The sequence below is a fragment of the Roseinatronobacter alkalisoli genome, assembly GCF_028745735.1.
Taxonomy (GTDB): Bacteria; Pseudomonadota; Alphaproteobacteria; order Rhodobacterales; family Rhodobacteraceae; genus Roseinatronobacter; species Roseinatronobacter alkalisoli.
In genome coordinates this window covers 282197-298954 of record NZ_JAQZSM010000003.1, presented here as the reverse complement: position 1 = coordinate 298954, position 16758 = coordinate 282197, and the positions used below count along the sequence as shown (strand labels likewise).

At 61.0% G+C, this 16758-nt stretch carries 14 protein-coding genes; 10 read left to right on the top strand and 4 right to left on the bottom strand.

The genetic code is table 11. The features are described 5' to 3' along the window. Positions 1-4: 4 nt before the first annotated feature. The 4 genes from PUT78_RS05620 to murJ are packed head-to-tail and all read left to right on the top strand — an operon-like array spanning position 5 to position 5827. Entirely contained in the window at positions 5-1195 is a 1191-nt protein-coding gene (locus PUT78_RS05620; protein WP_274351201.1) for a penicillin-binding protein activator, read from the top strand. Positions 1196-1209: 14 nt separating this feature from the next. Then, entirely contained in the window at positions 1210-4014 is a 2805-nt protein-coding gene (locus PUT78_RS05615; protein ID WP_274351199.1) for a [protein-PII] uridylyltransferase, read from the top strand. Then, positions 4014-4256, top strand: a complete 243-nt coding sequence (locus tag PUT78_RS05610) for a YdeI/OmpD-associated family protein (protein WP_274351198.1) — start codon at positions 4014-4016, stop codon at positions 4254-4256. The genes PUT78_RS05615 and PUT78_RS05610 overlap by 1 nt, the downstream gene beginning before the upstream one ends. Beyond that, positions 4256-5827 (top strand): murein biosynthesis integral membrane protein MurJ, encoded by a 1572-nt coding sequence (gene murJ, locus PUT78_RS05605; RefSeq protein WP_274351197.1) that lies wholly within the window; start codon positions 4256-4258, stop codon positions 5825-5827. The genes PUT78_RS05610 and murJ overlap by 1 nt, the downstream gene beginning before the upstream one ends. On the opposite strand, the gene PUT78_RS05600 is transcribed toward murJ, so the two are convergent. Next, entirely contained in the window at positions 5801-6466 is a 666-nt protein-coding gene (locus tag PUT78_RS05600; RefSeq protein WP_274351196.1) for a rhomboid family intramembrane serine protease, read from the bottom strand. The genes murJ and PUT78_RS05600 overlap by 27 nt on opposite strands. A 77-nt stretch (positions 6467-6543) precedes the next feature. Here PUT78_RS05600 and trpS point away from each other — a divergent pair, with 77 nt between their 5' ends. Further along, positions 6544-7581 carry a tryptophan--tRNA ligase gene (trpS, locus tag PUT78_RS05595; protein WP_274351195.1) on the top strand — a complete coding sequence of 346 codons (1038 nt, stop codon included), beginning with the start codon at positions 6544-6546 and terminating at the stop codon, positions 7579-7581. A 472-nt stretch (positions 7582-8053) separates the two neighbouring features. Here trpS and PUT78_RS05590 read toward each other — a convergent pair whose 3' ends face one another. Further along, the gene (locus PUT78_RS05590; RefSeq protein WP_274351193.1) at positions 8054-8656 is read right to left on the bottom strand and encodes a L,D-transpeptidase; all 603 of its coding nucleotides are present in this window, start codon (positions 8654-8656) and stop codon (positions 8054-8056) included. A 214-nt stretch (positions 8657-8870) separates the two neighbouring features. On the opposite strand from PUT78_RS05590, the gene proS reads away from it, so the two are divergent. Together proS and PUT78_RS05580 are read left to right on the top strand one after the other, a co-directional pair. Continuing rightward, positions 8871-10205 (top strand): proline--tRNA ligase, encoded by a 1335-nt coding sequence (gene proS / locus PUT78_RS05585; RefSeq protein ID WP_274351192.1) that lies wholly within the window; start codon positions 8871-8873, stop codon positions 10203-10205. Further along, a complete protein-coding gene (locus PUT78_RS05580) occupies positions 10202-10768 on the top strand; it encodes a hemerythrin domain-containing protein (protein ID WP_274351191.1) in 567 nt (188 codons plus the stop codon). Before proS ends, PUT78_RS05580 begins: the two co-directional genes overlap by 4 nt. A 10-nt stretch (positions 10769-10778) precedes the next feature. Here PUT78_RS05580 and PUT78_RS05575 read toward each other — a convergent pair whose 3' ends face one another. Together PUT78_RS05575 and PUT78_RS05570 are read right to left on the bottom strand one after the other, a co-directional pair. Then, positions 10779-11477, bottom strand: coding sequence for a nitroreductase family protein (locus tag PUT78_RS05575; protein ID WP_274351190.1), 699 nt, complete (start codon positions 11475-11477; stop codon positions 10779-10781). A gap of 38 nt (positions 11478-11515) precedes the next feature. Continuing rightward, positions 11516-12991 carry a tetratricopeptide repeat protein gene (locus PUT78_RS05570; RefSeq protein WP_274351189.1) on the bottom strand — a complete coding sequence of 492 codons (1476 nt, stop codon included), beginning with the start codon at positions 12989-12991 and terminating at the stop codon, positions 11516-11518. Positions 12992-13158: 167 nt separating this feature from the next. Between PUT78_RS05570 and PUT78_RS05565 the strand changes: the two genes are divergently transcribed. From PUT78_RS05565 to PUT78_RS05555, 3 genes are all read left to right on the top strand, one after another. Next, entirely contained in the window at positions 13159-14445 is a 1287-nt protein-coding gene (locus PUT78_RS05565) for a lipoprotein-releasing ABC transporter permease subunit (protein ID WP_274351188.1), read from the top strand. Then, a complete protein-coding gene (locus tag PUT78_RS05560; RefSeq protein ID WP_274351186.1) occupies positions 14438-15121 on the top strand; it encodes an ABC transporter ATP-binding protein in 684 nt (227 codons plus the stop codon). Before PUT78_RS05565 ends, PUT78_RS05560 begins: the two co-directional genes overlap by 8 nt. Before the next feature lie 65 nt (positions 15122-15186). Then, a complete protein-coding gene (locus PUT78_RS05555) occupies positions 15187-16617 on the top strand; it encodes a pentapeptide repeat-containing protein (RefSeq protein ID WP_274351185.1) in 1431 nt (476 codons plus the stop codon). Positions 16618-16758: the final 141 nt, after the last annotated feature.

Genomic DNA, 16758 nt, shown 5'->3' with positions numbered 1-16758 from the left:
CGTGATGTGGAACCTGAAATCAGGCAAATCTGTAGTCTCTGGTCAAAGACGTGGTTTTCTGGCCGCGGCTGCCGCGGCCTTTTTGCTGGCAGCGTGTGACATGCCCATGGGGCCGGGGGCTGCGGGGCCTTCGGTGGATACGCGCCGCCCTGTAACGGTTGCGCTTCTGGTTCCCGGCGGCACAAATGATCAGGGGCGTCAGGTCCTTGCGCAAAGCCTGGAGAACGCCGCGCGTCTGGCTGTTGCCGATCTTCAGGGGGTGCAGATTGACCTGCGGGTCTATCAGACCGGGGGCAATTCGCAACGCGCGGCCCAGATGGCGGCGCAGGCTGTCAATGACGGGGCAGGTATTATCGTTGGCCCGCTTTTTGCTGATTCTGCCACGGCAGTTGGCCGCACGGTTGCCGGTTCCGGCGTCAATGTACTGAGTTTTTCCAACAATCCTTCGGCGGCGGGTGGCAATGTCTTTCTGCTTGGCCCGACATTTGAGAACACGGCCACACGGCTGATGTCTTATGCTGCATCGCAGGGCAAGGGCCGGGTCATGCTGATTTCCGAACAGAATCAGTCCGGGCAGGTGGCCGAAGCGGCGGTCCGGGCAGCGGCTGCGCGCAGTGGCGCCAGCCTTGTTGCAACCCAGTCCTATGCGTTTTCGCAACAAGGGGTTGTTGATGCCTTGCCGCGAATCTCTGCGGCGGCACGGTCGTCAGGGGCGCAGACAGTGCTGATGACCGCCGGGTCCGAGGGGGCGCTGCCTATTCTTGCGGAATTGCTGCCGCAAAACGGGCTGTCGCGCCAGCAGTTCCAGTATATGGGGCTGACCCGTTGGGATATTCCCGCCGCAACGTTGCAATTGCGCGGTATTGATGGCGGCTGGTTCGCCATGCCCGACCCCGCATTGACCAGCCAGTTTGAGGCCCGCTATGCCGCCGCTTATGGCGATGCGCCGCATCCGGTCGCCAATCTCGGCTATGATGGCATTGCGGCTGTCGGTGCGCTGTTGCGTCAGGGCGGGGCAGATGCGCTTAGCGCGGCCCGCCTGACTCAGGGGCAGGGTTTCGCCGGGGTAAGCGGTGTGTTCCGCCTGCGCCGCGATGGCATGAATGAACGCGGCCTTGCCGTTGCCGAAGTGCGTGACGGAAGCACTGTGATCATCAGCCCCGCACCGCGCAGCTTTACCGGGGGTGGGTTCTGAGTTCCGTCAGACATATGCCACACTCACCGATTTTGGCGGAACCGGCCCCGGCGTTTCAACCCAGCGCCGAGGCCCGACGCCTGTTCCCGACTGACCAGATCATCGATGTGGCCGCATTAAGCGCCCGCATCGATGCAGCACTGGCTGACTGCGCGCCATCTGACCAGCGTGCGCAACGTGCGGCAATCGTTGCCCAGATCAGACCTGCGCTGCGTGACAGTGCGGCACATTTGCAGCGCATGTTTGAACAGCACCCGCGCGATGCACGCGATTTCGTGTCCGTGAACAGCTGGCTGACCGATCAGATCATGACATTGATCCTGCGGCTTGTGCAGGAACGGATTCACCCCAATTCCGCCCGGACAGAGGGCGAGCGGATCGCGGTGCTGGCGGTTGGGGGTTATGGGCGCGCGGAAATGGCCCCGCAATCCGATATTGATCTGCTTTTTCTGGTCCCGTGGAAGGTGACCGGCTGGGTGGAACAGGTGATTGAATCCACCCTGTATATCCTGTGGGATTTACGGCTGAAGGTCGGCCATGCCAGCCGCACTGTTGATGAATGTCTGCGGCTGGGCAAGGATGATGTGACCATTCGCACAGCGCTTCTGGAACATCGTTTCCTGCATGGAAATGCGACCCTTGCGCAGACATTGCACACCAGACTCTGGACGGAACTGTTTGCGCGCACCCATGCTGATTTCATCGAGGCCAAGCTGGCCGAACGCGCGGAACGCCATGCCAAGATCGGCAATATGCGCTATATGCTGGAACCCAATGTCAAGGAAGGCAAGGGTGGGCTGCGCGATTTGCAGACCCTGTACTGGATTGCGAAATACATTCATGAAGTCGATCAGGCGCAGGAACTTGTCGCATTGGGGTTTTTCCGGCCAGAGGAATATGACGCGTTCCGCGCCGCAGAAACCTTTTTATGGGCGGTGCGCTGTCACATGCACCACCTGTCGGGGCGCCCGGTCGAACAACTGACCTTTGATGTGCAGGTCGGTGTGGCGGAACTGATGGGGTATCAGGACCACGGCGGGCGGCGCGGGGTCGAACATTTCATGCAGGATTATTTCCGCCATGCCACCCGCGTCGGCGAACTGACCCGCATTTTCCTGACCGAACTGGAAGCGCGCCATGTCAAGCGCGAACCCTTGTTGCGGAATTTCCTGAACCGGCGCAAGAAAATGCGTTTCGGGTTGCGCGTGGTGCAGAACCGGCTGGATGTGGAAGATGCCGCAGGCTTTCTGGCCGATCCGCTGAATTTGCTGCGCATATTTGAGGAAGCGCTGGTAACCGGGCATCTGCTGCACCCCAATGCCATGCGGTTGCTGGCGGCCAATCTGGACCTGATCGACGCAGAAACCCGCGAAAGCCCCGAGGCGCAGAAGATTTTCATGCGCCTGATGCTGAAACACGGCAACCCCGAACGCGCCTTGCGGCGCATGAACGAGCTGGGTGTTCTGGGCGCGTTCCTGCCGGAGTTCGAGGCCATCGTGGCGATGATGCAGTTCAATGTCTATCATCACTACACAGTGGACGAACACACGATTCAGGTCATCAGCACGTTGGCGCAGATTGAGCGCGGCGAGTTGGTAGAGGAATTGCCGGTTGCCTCGCGCATTCTGCACGAAGGGGTGAACCGCAAGGTCGTCTATGTTGCCTTGCTGCTGCATGACATCGGCAAGGGTCGGCCAGAGGATCATTCGGTCCTTGGTGCGCAGATTGCCCGCAAGGTGGCGCCACGTCTGGGCCTGAAGAAGGCCGAATGCGACACTGTGGAATGGCTGGTGCGCTATCACCTGCTGATGGCCGATACCGCGCAGAAGCGCGACATTTCGGACCCGCGCACAGTACGCGATTTCGCCAAGCTGGTGAAAACCCGCGAAAGGCTGGATCTGCTGACAGTGCTGACAGTCTGCGATATTCGCGGCGTCGGGCCGGGAACGTGGAATAACTGGAAAGCCATGCTGCTGCGCCAGCTTTACCGCGAAACCGCGAATGCGCTGGAAAACGGGCTGGAAGAACTGAACCGCGAGAACCGCTCGGACGAGGCGAAGCGCGCCTTGCGCACAGCACTGGAGGACTGGCCCCGCACCGAGTTGCGCCATGAAGTGGGGCGTCATTACGACCCCTATTGGCAGGGGCTTCCGACGGCCACGCATATGGTGTTCGCGCGCCTGCTGCGCGACATCAAACCTGATGCAATCAGCATTGACCTGCATCCTGAACCCGAACGCGACGCGACGCGCGCCTGTTTCGTGCTGTCCGACCATCCGGGCATATTTTCACGTTTCGCGGGCGCGCTGGCGTTGGTTGGTGCCAATATCGTGGATGCGCGCACATATACCACCAAGGACGGCTATGCGACGGCCGCCTTCTGGATACAGGATGCCGAAGGCCACCCCTATGAGGTGGACCGCCTGCCGCGCCTGCGCAAGATGATCGAACGCACCTTCGCGGGCGAAGTGGTGGCCGCGCGCGAACTGGCCGGGCGCGACAAGGTCAAGAAACGCGACCGCGCCTTTCAGGTGCCCACGCATATCAGCTTTGACAATGAAGGGTCGGAAATCTACACCATCATCGAAGTGGACACGCGCGACCGCCCCGGCCTGCTGCATGACCTGACGCGCACGCTGGCGGATGCCAATGTCACCATTGCCAGCGCCGTGATTGCGACATTCGGGGTGCAGGTTGTCGATACATTTTATGTCAAGGACATGTTCGGGTTGAAGCTGCACACGAAATCCCGTCAGGACGCGCTGGAACGCAAGCTGCGCGCCGCAATTGCGGCGGGTGCGGAACGGGCGGCGGACTGATGGCGCGGCCGCGCGCGCCCATGCCGCAGGACGTTGCGGATGCATTGCAGGCGCGTGGTCTGCAGGCGGCCTATGATGCCCGCCCGCCATATCAGCGCAATGACTGGCTGATCTGGATTGATGGCGCGAAACGCCCCGAAACAAGGGCGCGGCGTCTGGAGTCGATGCTGACGGAACTTCAGGCAGGCACGGGGTATATGGGCATGCCCTGGCGCCCGCGCAGCACAGGAAAGCCGGGCTGATGGCGCGTATCCGTCTGGTGGCCGGGTTCCTGACAGTTGGGTTGTGGACATTGCTAAGCCGCGTGTTCGGTTTCGCACGCGATGTGATGATCGCCGCCTATCTGGGCGCCGGGCCAGTGACGGATGCGTTTTTCGTGGCGTTTTCACTGCCCAACATGTTCCGCCGGTTTTTTGCCGAAGGCGCGTTCAATTTCGCCTTCGTGCCGATGTTTGCCAAGAAACATGAAGCGGGCGAAGATGCCGAAGGGTTTGCGCGCGATGCGTTCTGGGGCATGGTCGCGTTGTTGCTGATATTCTCGACGCTTGCCGTAATTGCCATGCCTTTGCTGGTCTGGGGCATGGCGGCAGGTTTCGCCCAGGATGAACGCTTTGACATGGCGGTGCTGTTCGGGCGGGTGGCGTTTCCCTATATTTTCTTCATCTCGCTTGTGGCGCTGCTGTCTGGCATGCTGAATGCGGTGGGCCGGTTCACGGCGGCGGCGGCGGCCCCTGTGCTTCTGAATGTGACCTTTGTTCTGGCGCTGTTGCTTGCTGATCGCGCGGGCTGGCCGATGGGGCTGGCATTGTCCTGGGCGGTGCCGGTGGCGGGGGTGGTGCAACTTGTCGCGCTATGGGTTGCTGTGCGGCGCGCGGGCTTTCAGATGCGGTTCCGGCGGCCCCGCCTGACACCGGACCTGAAACGCCTTGCCATTATCGCGGGCCCTGCCTTGCTGGCGGGGGGGGTCGTGCAGATCAACCTGATCGTCGGGCGTCAGGTCGCCAGTTTCACGGAAAACGCCGTGTCGTGGCTGTCCTATGCGGACCGGCTGTATCAACTGCCGCTGGGGGTTGTGGGGATTGCCGTGGGCGTGGTGTTGCTGCCTGAATTGTCGCGCCGGTTGCGCGCGGGCGATGAAGGGGCAGGGCAGCACAGTTTCAATCGCGGGCTGGAATTTTCGCTGTTTCTGACCCTGCCATCTGCGGTGGCGCTGGTGGTGATTGCCACGCCGATTGTGGCGGTCCTGTTCGGACGGGGCGCATGGACGGCGGCGGATACGCAGGCCACGGCACTGGCGCTGTCGATCTATGCACTGGGACTGCCGGCCTTTGTGCTGCATAAGGTGTTGCAGCCGTTGTATTACGCCCGCCATGACACGCGGCGCCCGTTTCACTATGCGCTGGTGTCGATGGTGGTGAATGCCGCTGTGGCGATTGGTCTGATGCCGTTCATCGGTTTTGTCGCGGCGGCGATTGCCACGTCTTTGGCGGCCTGGGTGATGGTCTGGCAACTTTGGCGCGGGTCGCGCAGCATGGGGCGCGCGGCGCAGTTCGATGCGCAGATAAAGGCGCGGATATGGCGCATTGCGCTGGCCGCAGCCGTGATGGGCGCGGTGTTGCACGGGCTGCATCTGGCGCTGGCGCCATGGCTGGTGCAATCCGGCCTGCGCTATCTGGCGCTGCTGGCGCTGGTTCTGGGGGGAAGTGGTGCCTATTTCGCTGTGGGGCAGATGACCGGCGCGTTCAATCTGTCGGAAATCCGCGCCTCGCTGCGCCGGTCGCGCCGGTCAACGCCTGCGCAACCGGACCAGTAGGCCCGGGCGCAGGGCAATCGCCAGCGCGAATGCCGTGGCGCAGGCCACCACATCCGCGACCCAATCCATGCCCCCCATGATGGCGGCCAGTGTCAGGCGCGCGATAAGCAGTACCAGCGGCAAGGCCAGCGCCAGCAGCAAGGCCCGCCTGTCGGGTGCCATGTCGCGTGCCAGTGCTGCATAAATCCCCGCCAGCGCAAAGATCAACGGATAGCCGCCCACAAGCCATGCGCCCGCATCGCCCACCATGCCGAAAGCGGCCCCGCCTGCTGCCTGCGCCAGCGCCAGTATCAGCAGCACGCGCGCGGATCCCAGCCTTTCGGCGCAGTATTTCCCCAATGCGGCGATAATGACCACCACCAGCAGCGCCTGAACCGGCCCCATATGCACGAAACCAAAGGCGACATAGCGCGACAGGTGCCGCAGCGGGGTCTGGCCAGTATCCAGCATCCAGCCTTGCAGTGCAGGGTTCACGCCCGCCCATGCCATGGCCTGCGCGCGCCAGCCCGCCGCGCCCACAGCGTTGACCAGCCCATGCGCGCCCGCCCATAGCACAAGTTCCACTGCGCCGATGGTCAGCGCCAGCAGCCACACGCCCCATGGCAACGGCGACAGGATCGGGGCAGGGGGTGTGTTCATTGTCAGGGCCTTGGTTGACCTTCGCCAAGGCGAAGGCTAATCCAAGCCCAGCATCTTTTCCAGTATGGAGCCATCACATGTCCGACGCCCCGGCCAAGGTTTTCCCGAAACGGATATTTTCTGGCATCCAGCCTTCGGGTGGGTTGACGCTGGGCAATTATCTGGGCGCGCTGAAGCGTTTTGCCGTCGCGCAGGATGAAGGGATTGAAACAGTCTATTGTCTGGTCGATCTGCATGCGATTACCGTCTGGCAAGACCCCGGCAAGCTGCGCCATGCCACGCGCGAACTGGCGGCGGGATTCATTGCATCGGGGGTCGATCCGGCGCGTTCCATCCTGTTCAACCAAAGTCAGGTGCCCGCGCATGCGGAACTGGCATGGATTTTCAATTGCGTGGCGCGCATGGGCTGGTTGCGGCGGATGACGCAGTTCAAGGACAAGGCAGGCAAACACGCCGAAGAAGCCAGCGTGGGCCTGTTTGCCTATCCCAATCTGATGGCCGCTGACATCATGGCTTATCACGCGACGCATGTGCCTGTGGGCGAGGATCAGAAACAGCATCTGGAACTGACGCGCGACATTGCGATCAAGTTCAACCATGATTACGGGGTGGATTTCTTCCCTGTTGTGGAACCGGTGATTGAAGGGGCGGCAACCCGCGTGATGTCATTGCGTGATGGCACGAAGAAGATGTCGAAATCCGACCCGTCGGACCAGTCGCGCATCAACCTGACCGATGATGCCGATGCGATTGCGCAGAAATTCCGTAAGGCCCGCACCGATTCTGAGCCACTGCCGGAAACCGTTGACGGCCTGGACGGGCGGGCAGAAGCGCGCAATCTGGTGAATATATATGCCGCCCTTGCGGATGTGACACCGGCGCAGGTATTGGCGCAGTTCGGCGGGCAGGGGTTTGGCACGTTCAAACCCGCATTGGCCGATCTGGCGGTCGCGAAGCTTACCCCCATCAGCGCCGAGATGAAGCGCCTGATGCAGGATGTGGCAGAGATTGACCGCGTTCTTGGGGTTGGGGCTGAACGTGCCCATGCGATTGCCGAACCGGTTCTGGACCAGACCCGCGAGATTGTGGGGCTGATCCGGTCGCGGGGACGCTAAGGCAGCGCCACCGCCGAACATTCAGACATCAAAAGCCCGCCGCAGTTGGCGGGCTTTTTTGACCGCATTATGGCAGATAGTACGAGTGCCGTGCAGGGTAAGATCGGGGCGGAGCATTCCCTTTGTGGATCAGATGAGCTGAAACGGACCTTGGGTCAGGCACCAAGCCCGCGCCAGCGGTGGGCCGGGGACTGCCGGTACGACGTGGGATAAGTTCACTTTATGCAGGCTCCACAATCCTGAGTTCATAGGCCTGGCAAGACACCAGCGAAACCGGCAGGCCGCGGGACGGCCCACCGATGGCGCGGCGGCCTGCGGCCTTTGCTCCGCGCCTTGGAAAACTTCAGCAGCCAGTTCAAACCGGGTTCGCACCCCCTCCCGATACCATACTCGCCCCAAGGGATTCCGCACAAGCCCACAAAAAAACCCGCCCCTGTCGGGCGGGCTTTTCATTTCCGTCATTGGCGCAGTATCAGATCACGCGGACCTGTGTGCCGATCTTCACCAGTTCAAACAGGTTTTCGACATGCTGGTTCAGCAGGCCGAAACAGCCGTTTGATGCGCGACGCCCGATTTTCGCGGGGTTGTCGATGCCGTGAATGCGGTAATATTGCCAGCTCAGGTTCATGGCGCGGGTGCCCAGCGGGTTGGTGGGGTCGTCACCTTCGACACGGGCAGGCAGGCTGGGGTCGCGCTGGCGCATGTTGGGGGTTGGAATCCATGTGGGTTCAAACCGCTTCAGCGTAACTTCGGTCAGGCCACGGCGGGTGAATTCCTCGGACATGGGGACCGAACAGGGATGCGCCAGATAGATGCTTTCATCTTCCGACCAGTAATGCAGGGCACGCGAATAGGTGTCACACAGAATTGCGCCATTGCGCAGGTTCTGGAAATGATCACGCCAGTGATGGTTGCGAAAGCCCATGACATTACGTTTGGCCGTGCGGACATTCGATTCCGCTTCGAAATCCGGTTGCGTCTGGGCGCGCAGCACAGACGGCATTGCCAGCCCGCCAAGCGCGAATGCGCCCGCAGTTGACAAGACGCTGCGTCGGGTCAGGGATGATTTCGTCATTTTCAGCCTCTCAGGACATATTCAATATTTGAAACGGGTATGCTGCAAAATGGTTCCGGAAATCAAGTCACGAGGCTGTGCGCACGCGTCAGGCGTTGCGCAAATGCCAGCCGCGATTTCGTTCATGCCGCGCGCAAGTCGTGATCGCCACCTTGCCCCTGCACGCAGTCTCGCCTAAACCCGTCGGGAAATGTCACACCGAGAGAGGCCCCCGATGCGCCTGAGCCGCTATTTCCTGCCTGTCCTGAAAGAAACCCCGTCCGAAGCGCAGATCGTCAGCCACCGTCTGATGTTGCGCGCGGGCATGATCAAACAGGCCGCTGCCGGCATTTATTCATGGTTGCCGCTGGGGTTCAGGGTTCTGAAACGTATCGAACAGATCGTACATGAAGAACAGGTTCGCGCAGGCCATATTCCCATGCTGATGCCCACGCTGCAATCGGCGGATCTGTGGCGCGAGTCAGGGCGTTATGATGATTACGGCGAAGAAATGCTGCGCATCAAGGACCGCCACGGGCGCGACATGCTGTATGGGCCGACCAATGAGGAACTGATCACTGATATTTTCCGCGCCCATGTCGGCAGCTACAAGGATTTGCCGCTGACGCTGTATCATATCCAGTGGAAATTCCGCGATGAAATCCGCCCGCGTTTCGGTGTCATGCGGGGCCGCGAATTCCTGATGAAGGATGGCTATAATTTCGACATCGACAAGGACGCGGCGCTGCATGCCTATAACCGCCATCTGGTCAGCTACCTGCGCAGCTATGAACGCATGGGCCTGCAGGCCATTCCGATGCGCGCCGATGGCGGGCCGATCGGGGGCGATTACACGCATGAATTCCTGGTCCTGGCGGAAACCGGCGAGTCGGAAGTGTTTTATGACAGTGAAATCACTGATCTGAAATTCGGCGACCGCGCGGTGGATTACGATTCCGTGCCGGAATGTCAGGCGGTGCTGGAAGAATTCACCAGCCGTTATGCGCGCACCGATGAAACCCATGATGACGCGGTGTTCACCGCACAGGTTCCCGAAGAGCGCAGGCGTACTGCGCGCGGGATAGAGGTGGGCCAGATATTCTATTTCGGCACCAAATATTCCGAAGCGATGGGGGCCACGGTTGTCACTGATACCGGGGAACGTGTGCCGGTACATATGGGCAGCCACGGCATTGGCGTGTCGCGCCTGCTGGGCGCCATCATTGAGGCCAACCATGATGAACGCGGCATCATCTGGCCGGAAGGGGTGACGCCGTTCCATGCGGCGATTGTCAACCTGAAGCAGGGCGATGCAGAAGCTGATGCAGCCTGTGACGGCCTGTATAAGGCGCTTGTCGCGCGGGGGCTGGAGCCGCTTTATGATGACCGCAGCGAGCGTGCGGGCGCGAAATTCGCCACGATGGATCTGATCGGCCTGCCATGGCGGCTGACGGTCGGGCCGCGCGGGCTGGCCAAGGGCGTCGTGGAACTGACCAGCCGCCGCACGGGCGAAAGCGAAGAGTTGTCGCCGGAAGCGGCTATTGACCGACTGGCGCAGATTTATTCATGAGCGATGACAGCCTGACGCATCGCGACCGCTTGCCAGATGCCCTGCGCATGTTGCTGGAGCAATACCCGCGCGATATCTGGCAAAGCCACCGCAATTTCGACGGGCTGACGCGCTTCTGGCTGGAACGTCACATGATGTTCCGGCAGGCATTGGCGCAATGGCAGGGCGACACGCGCGCGTTTATCGACAAGGGGCGCGATGCGCGGGCGCATGGCCGGCAGACTGCCCGTCTGGGCGGGTTTCTGATCAATGAACTGCATGGCCATCATCAGATCGAAGATGCGCATTATTTCCCCACCCTGTCAGCGGCGGAACCACGCCTTGCCAAAGGGTTCGACCTGCTGGATGCCGACCATCACGCGCTGGACAGCGAACTGGCCGCGCTGACCGATGCGGCCAATACCCATCTGCGCGGGCTTGGCGACAAATCCGCCGATACCCGCGCCAATGCCGCGCGCATGCTGGCGCAACTGGACGGGTTTGAACGTTTCCTGAACCGGCATCTGCTGGATGAGGAAGAACTGGTCGTCCCCGTCATCCTGCATCACGCGCTGAAATTCTGACGCCGCCCGGTCAGGGTGCGCGGAAAACGCTCATGATCTCGTCCAAGGGTTTCTTGATCTTGGCCACGGCTGGCACTGTCGCTTTCGCACCGGGCCAGCCCACGGGCAGGATCATCACGGGTTTTTCCTGCGCGGGGCGTCCGCACAGACCGGGCAGGAATTTCATCGGATTGGGCGTGTGCGTCAGACAGACCAGTCCGGCCTGATGCAGCGCGGTGATCAGCAGTCCCGTGGCAATGCCCACGCTTTCGGGGACATAGTAATTCTTGTAACGCTCACCATCCTGTGTGACGCCATAGCGCTGCGCAAAGACCACGATCAGCCAGGGCGCTTCGGTCAGATGCGGCTTTGAAACCCCGGTGCCGATGGGTTCAAGGGCTGCCAGCCATTCATCGCTGGCCCCGCCATTGTAGAAGGCGCGTTCCTCGTCCTCGGCGGCGTCGCGGATGCGGGCCTTCATGGCGGGGTCGGAAATGGCGGTGAAATGCCAGGGCTGATGATTGGCCCCCGAAGGCGCGGTGCCCGCGGCCTCTATACAGGCGGCGATGATCGCTTCGGGCACCGGGCGGGGATCGAATTCGCGCACGGAATGGCGCTTCTTCATATAATCGCAAAAGGCGCGGGCATCGGCCAGCGCCTGATCATCGGGTTTCTGCACCCGGTCAGGCAATGGCAACGGGGTATAGGTTAGGCTGCCCTTGGCATACATGGCGCGACTCCGCTGAAAAGGGGGACAGGCTAGGACATTCACCCGCCTTCGGGAAGGGGGGCGTCGAATACCGCAGCCAGCGCGGACAAGTCAGGGTGGTCCGGGGCGTGCTGGCGCAGGTGGCGCAGGGTGTTGCGGGCAGTGGTTTGGGTGTCGGGATGGGCATCGCCCAATGCCGCGCGAGAAATGCCCAAGGCTTCCAGATAAAGCGGCGTCGCCTGACCGGCGCGGTTCGTTTTGCGCAGTAGCCCCGCGAGGTTGTTGAGCCGTGTCGCCACATCGGGATGCCGGTCGCCGAGTGTCTCGCGGGAAATCTCCAGCGCCAGACCATAGAGTGGCTCGGCGTCCTCAGTTCGCCCCGTTGCCTGCAGCAATGCTGCGAGGTTGTTGAGGGTGATAGCCACTACGGGGTGCCTCTCTCCCAATGCGTCGCGATCAATTTCCAGCGCCTGACGATAGAGTGGTTCGGCCTCGTCAACCTGCTCTGTCACTTGTAGCAATCCCGCGAGGTTGCTGAGGTCGATAGCCACAGCAGGGTGTCGGCTGCCCAATGCTTCACGATCAATCTCCAGCGCCTGACGAATCAGCGGCTCGGCCTCATCAAGCCGCTCCGTCGCCCACAGCAACAACGCGAGGTTGTTGAGGCGGGTCGCCACAGTGGGGTGTCGATCGCCCAGTGTTTCGCGTCCAATCGCCAGTGCATCGCGCAGCAGGGGTTCAGCCTGATCATAGTGGCCGAGTGATTTCAGTGATTCCGCGTAATTGTTCAGGGCAATGGCGGTTTTCGGGTCGCGCGGGCCATGTTCCTGTTGCGACAGGGTGACGAGTGTCTTGTTTGCCGCCAGCGCGGCCTCATACTGGCCTGCATGAAACAGAAGTTTTCCTGCCTTGCCCAAACTGTCATAGCTGGGGTCAAGATCGGCGGCGCGGGCATAGTGGCGCGCGGCACTGGCCCAGTCCACGCGCCCTTCGGCGATTTCGCCAAGGCCGAATTCCGCGCGCGCGGCGCGTTGCACGGCCATCGCCTCTCTCTCGGCGATTTCGGAAAAGATACCCTCTGCCAGATCGGTATCGCCCTGACGCAGCGCATCAATCGCCGCCTGCAACCGGTCTGCGCCCAGTTCATTGCCCTCGCGCAGCAGCCTCGCTTCCAGATCGGCCAGACGCTTGCGCTCTGCCGCAAATGCGCTTTCGGGGTCGTTGATCTGGGCGGTCAACTCGTCGATGCGGGCCTGAAGCTGCGCGCGTTCCTCGACCACATCGGTCCGGCCAAGTTCTTCCAGTATCTCGGCCTTCAGATCGCGGCGGATGCGGATGAAGTCGGGCAGGGTCAGGCGTGTCTGGTTGTCGGCATAGGTGATGGTCGCGTCCACCTTGGCAGGGGCTGGCGTTACCCACAGCCATCTGACAAACCGCCCAAGGCCCCAGAGCATTCCCCAGACAAACAAAACCAGCGCAGCCATTGCCGCAAGCGCTTGCAGCACTGTTGCTTCATCCCTGATAAAATCAATCAACTCGGAAATCTTCCTGATCCCTCAAATCCACGTCACAGCCTGCCCCAACGCGATACCCCCTGTCCAGCCCTTCACACCCGCGTAACGCCCGCGAGAGGGGTGCGCTTTGCGCTTGACCTTGCACGCCAATCCTATGAGGTTGCCTCAAATTCGCAGCAGGACGCCGCATGACCGGACACACAGCCCCTTTCGCCCCGTTTGAATGGATGATTGCCTGGCGCTACTTGCGCGCGCGCCGTGCCGAAGGGGGCGTCAGCGTGATGACGGTCATTTCCTTCCTTGGCATCATGCTGGCGGTGTTCGCGCTGATTGCCACGCTGTCGGTGCGGTCCGGTTTCCGGGCGGAATTCGTGGACACCATTCTGGGCGCGAATGCGCATGTGACGGTCTATTCCTCCGTGCATGTCGATGATACGGGCCGCACCAGTCGCGTGATCGACGATTATCAGGAGATGGCTGAACGCGTTGCCGCAGTGCGCGGGGTGACGCGCGTGGCCCCCCTGATCAAGGGGCAGGTCATGGTGTCCGCGCATGGCCGCAATTCCGGGGTGGAGGTGTTCGGCATTGCCCATGACGACCTGCGCACCATTCCGCGCGTGGCCGACCCCACACAGGCGCTGGGTGATATTGAGCGCTTTCCCGAAGGGGTGGCCATCGGGTCCGGTGTGGCGCGCGAACTGAATGTCGCGCTGGGCGACACAGTGCGCGTTATTTCCCCGGACGGGGTGCGCACGGCATTTGGCACCAGCCCGCGCATTTCCGCCTATGAGGTGGTCTATATCTTCACTGCCGGGCGCTATGATATCGACCGCACGCGGCTTTATATGCCCTTTGACGAAGCGCAGATATATTTCAACCGCGACGGTGTGGCGGATGAGCTGGAAGTGATGGTCACCCATCCCGACCAGGTGGATGCGCTGCGTCTGGATCTGCTGCGCGCAGGTGGCGAACGGGTGATGCTGTGGACATGGCGCGACTCTGCCGGGTCATTCCTGCGCGCGTTGGATGTGGAAGACAACGTGATGTTTGTGATCTTGTCCATTCTGGTGCTGATTGCGGCGATGAACATCATTTCGGGGTTGATCATGCTGGTCAAGAACAAGGGCCGCGACATTGGCATCCTGCGTACTATGGGCCTGTCGGAAGGGTCGGTGTTGCGGGTGTTCTTCATCTGCGGGGCCTCTGTCGGGGTGCTGGGCACAGTGGCGGGGGTGGCGCTCGGCTGCCTGTTCGCCATCTATATCGACACAGTGTTCAGTTTCGTGAATTACATGTCGGGGGGCGGTGTGTGGGATCCCTCCATCCGCGGTATCTATGCGCTGCCTGCGCAGTTGCGGCTGGAAGATGTGCTGAAAGCCGTGGGCCTGTCGCTGTCGCTGTCGTTCATTGTCACCATTTTCCCGGCGCGCCGCGCGGCCCGCATGAACCCGGTAGAGGCATTGCGCTATGAATGATCAGGCCCTCTCGCTGCGCGACATCACCAAGACCTATAACCCCGGCCGTCCCAATGAAGTGGCGGTGCTGCGCGGGGCGTCCCTGTCGCTGGACCGGGGTGAGGTGGTGGCGCTGGTCGCGCCTTCGGGCGCAGGCAAATCCACGCTGTTGCATATCGCGGGCCTGCTGGACACACCTGATACGGGCGCGGTCGTCATTGACGGCGCAGATATGACACGGCTGGGCGATCATGCGCGCACGGCCACACGGCGCGGGCAGGTGGGGTTCATCTATCAGTTCCACCATCTGTTGCCGGAATTTTCGGCGCTGGAAAACATCATCCTGCCGCAACTGGCCAATGGCGTGGCGAAAGCACAGGCAGAGGCCCGCGCGCGCGATCTGCTGGAGCGTGTGGGTGTGGGCCCGCGTGCCGATCACCGGCCTGCGGCCCTGTCGGGGGGCGAGCAGCAGCGCGTGGCGTTCTGCCGCGCATTGGCCAATGAACCCAGCCTGTTGCTGGCCGATGAACCGACAGGCAATCTGGACCCCGAAACCTCTGATCAGGTGTTCGGCGCGCTGATGGCACTGGTGCGCGACACCGGGCTTTCGGCGCTGATTGCCACCCATAACATGGAGCTTGCCGCCCGCATGGACCGCGTGGTGCGCCTTGACGCAGGCGAGGTCGTCACCCCCTGACCCCCGCGCTTGCCCCGCCCCCTGCGCTGGCATAGGCTGGTGCGATTGCAGGGGCGGGATTTTCGATGACCAAAGACACCAGACCCAATGCCACCCTGACCGATTGGCTTGGGGTAAGCGATGACCCCAACTGGCGTGTGGCGCGGCCATTGGGACCGCTTCTGACCGTGGTGGTGGCGGTGCTGTTTGTTCTGGCGCTTGTGTCTGCCTTTGTCGTTCTGGGCAGGACCATATTCGCAGGGGGCGAGGTATCGCTGGGTGTCGGCGGCCTTGTCGTGGCCCTGCTGGGCGCGCCTTTTGTCATCTGGGGGACAGTGCTGAAACATCAGACAGTGATGTTCCAGAAAGAAGGCCACATGACCGACCGCATCAACAAAGCGGTTGAGCAGTTGGGGGCGGAGAAGGTCGTCAAGAAGATCATTGACGGGGAAACGCAGGAAACATCGGAACCAAATATCGAAGTCCGCATTGGCGCGATCCTGTCGCTGGAACGCATCGCGCAGGATTCCACGCGCCATGACAAGGGCCGCGATCATGTGCGGGTGATGGAAATTTTGTGTGCGTATATTAAAGAGAATGCGCCGATAAAGGATAAGGATGAAGAAAAACGTTCTTCACTGACAAAGGCGTTCGCGGAGAATTCCGCTAAAGCCGACTATGCCGGTCCAGACTTTTACGATTTCGCCCTACACTGGGCCGGAAACAGTCCCAAGCCAAGGGCCGATATTGAACTGGCCTTGCGTGTTATTGGTCGTCGGACGGGCAGCCAGATTGCAATTGAGGAAAACCATCCCGCACCTGATGGGCGGTACAAGCTTGATCTGTCTGATGCAGATTTGCGGCGGGTGGATTTGACGGGTTTGGACTTTTCTGATGCAAACATGAGGGGCAGCTGGTTAGACTCAGCACTTCTGAACGGTGTCAAATTTGATCGCGCAAATCTGTTGTATACATATTTTTACTGTGCGTCAGCAGCTGAAACCAGCTTCGTTCGTGCAAATCTAGGTGCGGACTTCACCGGCGCTATACTTGATCGTAGCACATTCGAGTTTTTCAAGGACGATGACCCTTCGTCAAGATTCACAAGTTATGATGCAGGCATTGCTGGATTTCAATATGCGCAATTGATCGATGCACATATCAAATTCAGAGGGAATCCACGAAAGCGAACTACCTTCATTGGAAGTCAATTCTCCGGAGCCATCATGCGGGGTAGTTTATTCGATGGCTTCAGTCATTTCCATGAGTGCCGATGGCCTGACTTGTTTCATGATGGTGACAAAGGCGAAAAGGGACTGGCTTTTCGCAATTGCCACCTGACAGCGGAGATTGAGGACAGATGCACACTTGAACTTTGCTTTGGCGATGGCAGCGTCACACTAGCCGATGGTTCTGGACCGGACGGCAGCAATTGGCCCGCGCATTGGCCAAAAGCCAAACTGGGTGATATTGAATTTAACAATCTTCTGGAGGAGTGGCGGCGCTTGCGAAATTAGTTGTTTGGAATGGCGCCCCTTAGCGCACCCAAACAGCGCGGAACAAAGGCCGATAGGCCGCCGCGCCACCGGTGGGCCGTCCCGCGGCCTGCCGGTTTGGCTGGTGCTGATTCAAGCCTTGAAAGCCGGAATATGGAGCCT

Excerpts from the sequence above, each read along its gene's own strand:
- PUT78_RS05620 (WP_274351201.1), top strand. The coding sequence starts at position 5 with ATGTGGAACCTGAAATCAGGCAAATCTGTAGTCTCTGGTCAAAGACGT.
- PUT78_RS05615 (WP_274351199.1), top strand. The coding sequence starts at position 1,210 with ATGCCACACTCACCGATTTTGGCGGAACCGGCCCCGGCGTTTCAACCC.
- PUT78_RS05610 (WP_274351198.1), top strand. The coding sequence starts at position 4,014 with ATGGCGCGGCCGCGCGCGCCCATGCCGCAGGACGTTGCGGATGCATTG.
- murJ (WP_274351197.1), top strand. The coding sequence starts at position 4,256 with ATGGCGCGTATCCGTCTGGTGGCCGGGTTCCTGACAGTTGGGTTGTGG.
- PUT78_RS05600 (WP_274351196.1), bottom strand. The coding sequence starts at position 6,466 with ATGAACACACCCCCTGCCCCGATCCTGTCGCCGTTGCCATGGGGCGTG.
- trpS (WP_274351195.1), top strand. The coding sequence starts at position 6,544 with ATGTCCGACGCCCCGGCCAAGGTTTTCCCGAAACGGATATTTTCTGGC.
- PUT78_RS05590 (WP_274351193.1), bottom strand. The coding sequence starts at position 8,656 with ATGACGAAATCATCCCTGACCCGACGCAGCGTCTTGTCAACTGCGGGC.
- proS (WP_274351192.1), top strand. The coding sequence starts at position 8,871 with ATGCGCCTGAGCCGCTATTTCCTGCCTGTCCTGAAAGAAACCCCGTCC.
- PUT78_RS05580 (WP_274351191.1), top strand. The coding sequence starts at position 10,202 with ATGAGCGATGACAGCCTGACGCATCGCGACCGCTTGCCAGATGCCCTG.
- PUT78_RS05575 (WP_274351190.1), bottom strand. The coding sequence starts at position 11,477 with ATGTATGCCAAGGGCAGCCTAACCTATACCCCGTTGCCATTGCCTGAC.
- PUT78_RS05565 (WP_274351188.1), top strand. The coding sequence starts at position 13,159 with ATGACCGGACACACAGCCCCTTTCGCCCCGTTTGAATGGATGATTGCC.
- PUT78_RS05560 (WP_274351186.1), top strand. The coding sequence starts at position 14,438 with ATGAATGATCAGGCCCTCTCGCTGCGCGACATCACCAAGACCTATAAC.
- PUT78_RS05555 (WP_274351185.1), top strand. The coding sequence starts at position 15,187 with ATGACCAAAGACACCAGACCCAATGCCACCCTGACCGATTGGCTTGGG.